A 6,331-nucleotide genomic window follows, 5' to 3' on the forward strand; every position below is an offset into this window, starting at 1 on the left:
CTCCGCTATTTTTTGGACTGCACAAAGATGCCATGGTCACATATGCCATTGAAGTCATTTTCCGATGACGTGTATTCATCGGAAATGGTTGCAGGGGTACTGTCACCGCGCGGGATGTCGCACGAGCAGTGAAGCCGCCGGAAGGCCGTGGCCGCCAGATCCGCACCCCGGGATCAGACCAAAGAGAGAGACATCAAATGAAGATAGTCATGTTCGAAACCGAAGCATGGCAGGATGTCATCTGCCAATGCCTGACCCCGCTTCACGACCTACGATGTTTGCCGACGCCGTTGAGCGAGGAGAATGCCAATTTATTTGCTGATGTGGAGGCAATCTCGACCTTCATCGACAGCAAGATTGACGCCGCAACACTCAAGCACATGCCGAAGCTGCGCTTGATTGCAACACGGTCGACCGGCTATGACCATATCGACTTGGCCTCATGCCATGCGGCGGGCGTTACGGTCTGTAACGTACCCAACTATGGCGATCCCACTGTCGCCGAGTACACGTTTGCGCTGTTACTGGCATTGCTGCGGCGGGTTCCAGAGGCCGTTACGCGGACGAAGCAAGGTGACTTCTCCCGGGCCGGTCTGCGCGGATCTGATCTGGCCGGTAAGGTCCTGGGTGTGGTTGGCGCAGGCCGGATTGGTCAGCGGGTCATTCAGATCGCCAAAGCCTTTGGGATGACCATTCTGGCCTTTGACAGCACCCCCAACAGGGATCTCGAAACGCGATTAGGCATACGCTTCGTCACGCTGAATCAGCTTCTGAAGCGCAGCGACGTGGTCACGCTTCATGTCCCCGGCGGCCCGGGTACGCATGCCTTGATCTGTGAACGCAAACTGGCGCTGATGAAGCCCGGAGCCATGCTGATCAATACCGCACGGGCCGATATTGTGGATACAGAAGCCTTGATCCGGTCCTTGTCGGAAAACCGGCTCGCTGGTGCTGCCCTGGATGTATTCAGCCAGGAAACCTGGCTACAAGACGAGGCCGAGATTTTTCGACCAAATGCTGATCCTAGCTTAGCCAGCCTTCGGATGCTGGCGGCAGACAGAGCGGTTATATCGGCGCCCAACGTGATTGCATCCGCCCATATAGCTTATGACACACACGAAGCCATAACCCGCATCCTGAATGTGACCCTATCGAACATCGCCGCCTTCACGGTAGGCAGACCAGAGAATCTGGTCGGGTTGCCGGTCGGCAGTAACATAAAGGGTAGAGCGGCGTTGACGGGCCAAGCTCAAAACATGCGGTGTTTCGGGGCAGCGATGGGCACCCTGGTGGAAGATGTGCGCCATTACAGTACTGCATTTCTCGACACGCCCGATGCGGTGTGCGTGCACGCCCTTCGCGGGGCACTGCGCCGCACGCGCGCCTGTCTTCTGATGTTCAAACCGCTTTTGCCAGCAGAGGATTGCCGCTGGATCCGTCAAGAGTTGGGACGTCTCACCCGCCAACTGGGCCCGCTACGCGACCTGGACGTTCTGATAATTCGGCATCCATCAAATGGCGTTGCTGGACCGGCCGTGGCGGAGACGGAAGACCTGAAGGCAGCAGCTTCCTCTGCTCGCGTGGCGGCGGCGGCCACTGCGCAGCGCAGCGCAGGAGCTGCGCGCCTTACCATGATGATTGCCGGGTTGGAGGATTGGGTAAGGCGCCAATCATCCGCAGTAATAGATGAGGCGGCGTGGGGGCAAATGGTTGACTGGCTGTGGGCAGCGGATGCCCGAGTAAAGAAGGCGGGCGGACATGATATCTATCGCGGCACCAAAGCACGCCATAGGCTACGCCGCCTTATCAGGACACTGCGATACAATTCCGAAGTGTATTCAAGGCTTTTCGGCAGCGACGAGGAAAATAGCTACATCGCTGCCCTCAACCATCTGCATGTTCTGTTGGGCGAGATGAATGACGATGCCGTGGGCGACCGTTTGGTTCACGACCTCGCGTGTACGGGGCTCGGGAGCCGGAAGCGCGCCGCTCAGGTCCGCGCCAGAGATCTTCAGGGCGCTTGGGCTGATTTCGAGGGCTTGCGACCGGAATGGACCCTGGACGCTGCCACAAACACGCTTCAGCCAGCCCCGACCGAACGTGGCCCGGCGACATAGGGTGCAGCTGCGGGGTACCTGTATTCTATTACCGCAGTTGACTGCGGTTGCTCCTCGGCGTCCCGCACGATCTGCGCCGGGGCGTAGAAGCCCATGGGCTGGCTGTTCAGTAGTGCCGCGCAGAACACATCGGGATGCCAGCATTTCAGCCAGGCGCTGGCATAGGCGATCAGCGCAAAGCTGGCCGCGTGGCTTTCAGGGAACCCTGGCGGTGCAGGTCGCCCACCGTCCTGAAGCCCAATGTCCGAAGGTCGCCGGCCATCGCCGGCGGCAGACGCAGGGCCTCCAACGGCAGGGGTGACAGCAGCGACAGGCCCCGGCCTGGGTCGGCCACGAAGATGGGATTGGTTAGGTACCGCGCGAAGGCATGGGCGGCCCCCCAGCTGTCGGCAACAGCGGCGCGGGCCTCGACGCCAGACATGGCCAGCCGGCCGACCCAAACCTCTAGCATAGCCTCCTCGCCGCCATGCAGATGGTCGGCACCGGTGGTATCGATGACGATGCCGTCCGGCTGATCGGCGGCGACCAGCGGGGAGAAGCGCTGGAGGATCCACAGCGCCAGCCGATGAAGTCCTTCCTGGTCGGCCTGCGGTGCGGCCTCATTGACCACCAGCCCCGGCACCAGGACCTGGGCCTTGGCGAGCGCCATGTCAGGGCGCAAGCCTGATTCCAGTGCTGCCGAACAACAGGCCGTTACGACGCGCCGATTGCGGGCGCGGCCAGCCATCGGTGCCGCCCCACGCGCCGCACCGGTAGGGGAGCCGACGGCAGGGTAGAGACCCGCCAGCGGGTGACGGCGGATGTCGGCTGGCCAAAGTCGGCGGCATCCGCCTGCCGGCGCCAGCGGCGCAGCGCAATGCCGATGGTCTGTTTGCCTTCCACTGCCAGCTGGAGCCGCCGCGACGCCGTCATGTTGAGCGCCGCGACCTCAGCCACGACAGCCCCCAGGCTGCCATGGCGCAACGCTTCCTCGGTACAGGCCAGCACGGTCTTATCATCGCCGGCCTCAACGTAGATGACACGGTCGGGCGGCAGTCCGGCCTGGGCCAGAGACGGGGCGAACAGGTCCGGCTGAGTCCAGATCCAAAAGACCGGTCCCTCGGTGCGGGCCGCGATGCCGGCGCTGAACAATGCCGCGGCCGCCCCGTCGACCGTCCCCGGCCCGCCACCTTGTGCAGTGCGCCCAGAGTTAGCCCGCCGCCGGGCAGCTTGGCATCGAGGACAGGCAACCCGAAAGGCAGCACACCGCCTTCGTGACGGGACTGACCTTTGATCCGGGCGACCTGCGCGCGTAGGGACGCTATTCCGGTTTCGACGATGTGACAGCGATGTGTCAGGCGATCGAGCAAGGCGGTGGTCATCTTAGCATCGCCAAAGACGGTTGCCCATTCGCTGAAGCTCAGGTTCCTTCGGAGGCCGGGCTGTGAAGTCGTCGGGCAAATACCAGGCCAGCCGCCGGTGCTTGGCATTGGTGATCCCGTGGATATTGTTGCCTGCGATGGCGCGAGCGGAGTGAGGAAGACGCCCGGCCAAGTGACCGATCGGCAGTCGGTATCGCTGCTCAAGGGCGACGATCGCCCGCATGCTTCGCACCGTCCGGGGATGACGCACCCCACTCCACCAATTGCGGATCGTGGATACGTTGACCTTTATGCCGGCAGCAGCGAGCGCCCGCTGAAGCACATAGTTGTTGTCGCCGTGCCTCTTTGCCTGCTGATCCAATTCCCGATGGAAGTCGGCGAAGGTGCGCGCCTCGGGCCATGGCGCCGCTGGAAACTGAACGATTGGTGTGGGTTGGCGCTTGCGACGAGGTGCAATCACCACCGGTACGGCAGCTGGGTCGTCCTTCCTCGGCCGCCCGCGCTTCCTGGCCGGGGCTGTGAGTTTGACCTCCATCTTGTGCTCTGTCGGCGGCTTCAACGTGGGGAGGGCCAGCTTGCGTACCACCGTCCGGACAGGCCGCTTCGGCTTAACGGCGGGGGTGGGAAGCTCCCGCACGATCGCATCCAGCAGCGGCATCAGCTGCGCCCTGACTCCAAGAAGCGCCTCAACCGGGGGATATCGGCCGCCACAGCGATAGTCTGATAGTCGAAGCCACCACCCGGCTTGGCAGGCCACCGCCTGTCCTTTGCCAATCCAGCGAGATGGTTGCGGAGGGCAATAACCTCTCGAGGTGGCATGGGGCATTCAAGGCGGATGCGAATGTAGTCGACAATGATGCGATGAAGGCGCAGGAACATTGAGGGGGCCTAACCGGGAAAGGGGGTGCTTCCCTGCTCCCTGGACCGACGCCGCGTCTGTAAGCGGCCTCATTGCGGTACGAAAAATTAACAACGGCCGATGTGATCGCAACAACGAACGACATTCGTAAAGCGGATGGCTGCGGGGTTGCGGCAGGCAGCATGGTCACTGAGGTGTAAACCACGATGGATCATATCCGGACGGTGCCCGACTACGGCTGCTGCGAATGGCGCAGCAGCCGCGGCATCACCGTGAGCCAAAAAACTCCACGCGCAATTCCTCCCTGGTTCGGCCTTTGACCAGAACGAACTCACCAACGATGCGGCCAGCCGTGATCGCGTCGGCCAGTTTGGCCAAGCGTTGATATGTATCCTGCTCGATCGTCAAATTTAGGCGGTCACCATCACTCATGATGACGGCCATCACTCTTTTCGAAAAATGGTGGCGTCTCTTTGTAGGGATGCCGCTGACCCTGCAGCGTCTGGCACGTGACATTGGCCCCTTCTGCCATGAATATAGCATGAAGCACGATGAAAGACAGAAGCTGATGGGTTACGGCAGTGGCGGAACCTCAACGACAATACGGCAGCCATTTCATCGCACATACACCAGGATTATGCGGATTTGTCGCACTTACTACCTATTCCTCATTCATATTTTCAGCTCGTCCAGAGCGGTCTCCGGTCCTTCCAGCTCCATTTAAAGCTCGACGTGTCAAGGAGGTTTCGGCCTCCGACAAGCCAATCGGCAGCGCACTGTTGATTCTCATTGCAAGTTTCATCCAAGCGCGTATGTTCTTTTTTTGTTCCATGGATCGTGCGCGAATGTACGAACGACAGAGCCAGGTAAAGAAGGGCCGCGGCGCGGTCAGCAACAACGATTCTCGTTTCGAACGCGAAGCACGGGTTCTCGTTGATGATGGCTGGGATAACGGCACCGAGCTTCCAGAAGCAGTCCGAACTGTGATTGCGGCAGATACTGCTCGCAGTATTATAAGCAGGAATGAATCACCAGATGTACCATTCAGTCAGTCTGTTAATCCATTTCGTGGATGCGAACACGGCTGCGTATATTGTTTTTCTCGCCCAACTCATGCATATCTTGGCCTTTCACCGGGCCTTGATTTTGAGACAAAGCTATTTGTGAAGCGAGGAGCCGCAGAGCTATTAGCTAAACAGCTCCGGGCAAAGAACTATGTTTGCGAACCCCTAGCTCTTGGGGCGAATACAGATCCATATCAGCCGATAGAGCGCATGGAAAAGATAACACGGGCGGTGCTAGAGGTCTGCCGTGACTTCAATCAGCCAGTGGGCATTATCACAAAGTCCGCCCTTGTTACGCGCGACATTGACATTCTGGCACCAATGGCTAAGGACGGGATCGCAAGGGTTGCCATTTCCATCACCACGTTAGACCGCGACCTGGCTCGCAGGATGGAACCGCGAGCCAGCACGCCTGGGAAAAGGCTGGAGGCCGTGCGGACTCTTGCCGCGGCTGGGATTCCTGTCTCTGTCCTGGCCAGTCCCATGATTCCGGCACTAAACGACCATGAGTTGGAAGGAATTCTCGAGGCAGCGCATGAAGCTGGTGCTAAAGGGGCCAGCTACATCATACTGCGCCTGCCGCTTGAAATTGGACCGTTGTTTGCGGAGTGGCTGCAAGAGCACTACCCAGACCGGGCAAGCCGAGTGCTTTCTCTGATAAAGCAGATGCGTGATGGTGCGATTTACCAGTCCGGGTTCGGCACTCGAATGAAGGGTACAGGCCCTTATGCCGATCTGTTGCGGCAACGGTTCCAACTGACCGTTCGGCGATTGGGACTGAATAGTCGGAGTTGGGAAATGGATTGCAGCAAATTTCGTACCCCACCTTCACAAGGGGACCAGTTACGCCTGTTTTGAACCGCGCCGAGTTTGGCGGTGGCTTGAATTCAATATTTACGCGGCCACGGCTTTAGTTTCCAGAGCTGCGTA

At 59.8% G+C, this 6,331-nt stretch carries 6 protein-coding genes and 1 pseudogene; 2 read left to right on the forward strand and 5 right to left on the reverse strand.

What is annotated here, in order from left to right; translation table 11 throughout:
• Window positions 1–209 precede the first annotated feature (209 nt).
• Window positions 210–2,117, forward strand: coding sequence for an NAD(P)-dependent oxidoreductase (locus ACT6Q8_RS11670; RefSeq protein WP_444732106.1), 1,908 nt, complete (start codon window positions 210–212; stop codon window positions 2,115–2,117).
• Between the two features lie 169 nt (window positions 2,118–2,286).
• Here ACT6Q8_RS11670 and ACT6Q8_RS11675 read toward each other — a convergent pair whose 3' ends face one another.
• From ACT6Q8_RS11675 to ACT6Q8_RS11695, 5 genes and pseudogenes are all read right to left on the reverse strand, one after another.
• Window positions 2,287–2,844, reverse strand: coding sequence for a Y-family DNA polymerase (locus ACT6Q8_RS11675; protein ID WP_444732105.1), 558 nt, complete (start codon window positions 2,842–2,844; stop codon window positions 2,287–2,289).
• Entirely contained in the window at window positions 2,811–3,248 is a 438-nt protein-coding gene (locus ACT6Q8_RS11680) for an ImuA family protein (protein ID WP_444732435.1), read from the reverse strand. Before ACT6Q8_RS11680 ends, ACT6Q8_RS11675 begins: the two co-directional genes overlap by 34 nt.
• A 158-nt stretch (window positions 3,249–3,406) precedes the next feature.
• Window positions 3,407–3,523: pseudogene (locus ACT6Q8_RS11685) on the reverse strand (ATP-binding protein); the annotation flags it as partial.
• Window positions 3,480–4,136: a hypothetical protein gene (locus tag ACT6Q8_RS11690; protein WP_444732434.1), complete on the reverse strand. Its 657-nt coding sequence runs from the start codon at window positions 4,134–4,136 to the stop codon at window positions 3,480–3,482. The pseudogene ACT6Q8_RS11685 and the gene ACT6Q8_RS11690, both read right to left, overlap by 44 nt.
• Before the next feature lie 468 nt (window positions 4,137–4,604).
• The gene (locus ACT6Q8_RS11695; RefSeq protein ID WP_156344895.1) at window positions 4,605–4,781 is read right to left on the reverse strand and encodes a hypothetical protein; all 177 of its coding nucleotides are present in this window, start codon (window positions 4,779–4,781) and stop codon (window positions 4,605–4,607) included.
• 401 nt (window positions 4,782–5,182) lie between these two features.
• On the opposite strand from ACT6Q8_RS11695, the gene ACT6Q8_RS11700 reads away from it, so the two are divergent.
• A complete protein-coding gene (locus tag ACT6Q8_RS11700) occupies window positions 5,183–6,259 on the forward strand; it encodes a PA0069 family radical SAM protein (protein WP_444732104.1) in 1,077 nt (358 codons plus the stop codon).
• The last annotated feature ends 72 nt before the right edge of the window (window positions 6,260–6,331 follow it).

This window comes from Niveispirillum sp. (genome assembly GCF_052437035.1).
In the GTDB taxonomy this organism is placed as follows: Bacteria; Pseudomonadota; Alphaproteobacteria; order Azospirillales; family Azospirillaceae; genus Niveispirillum.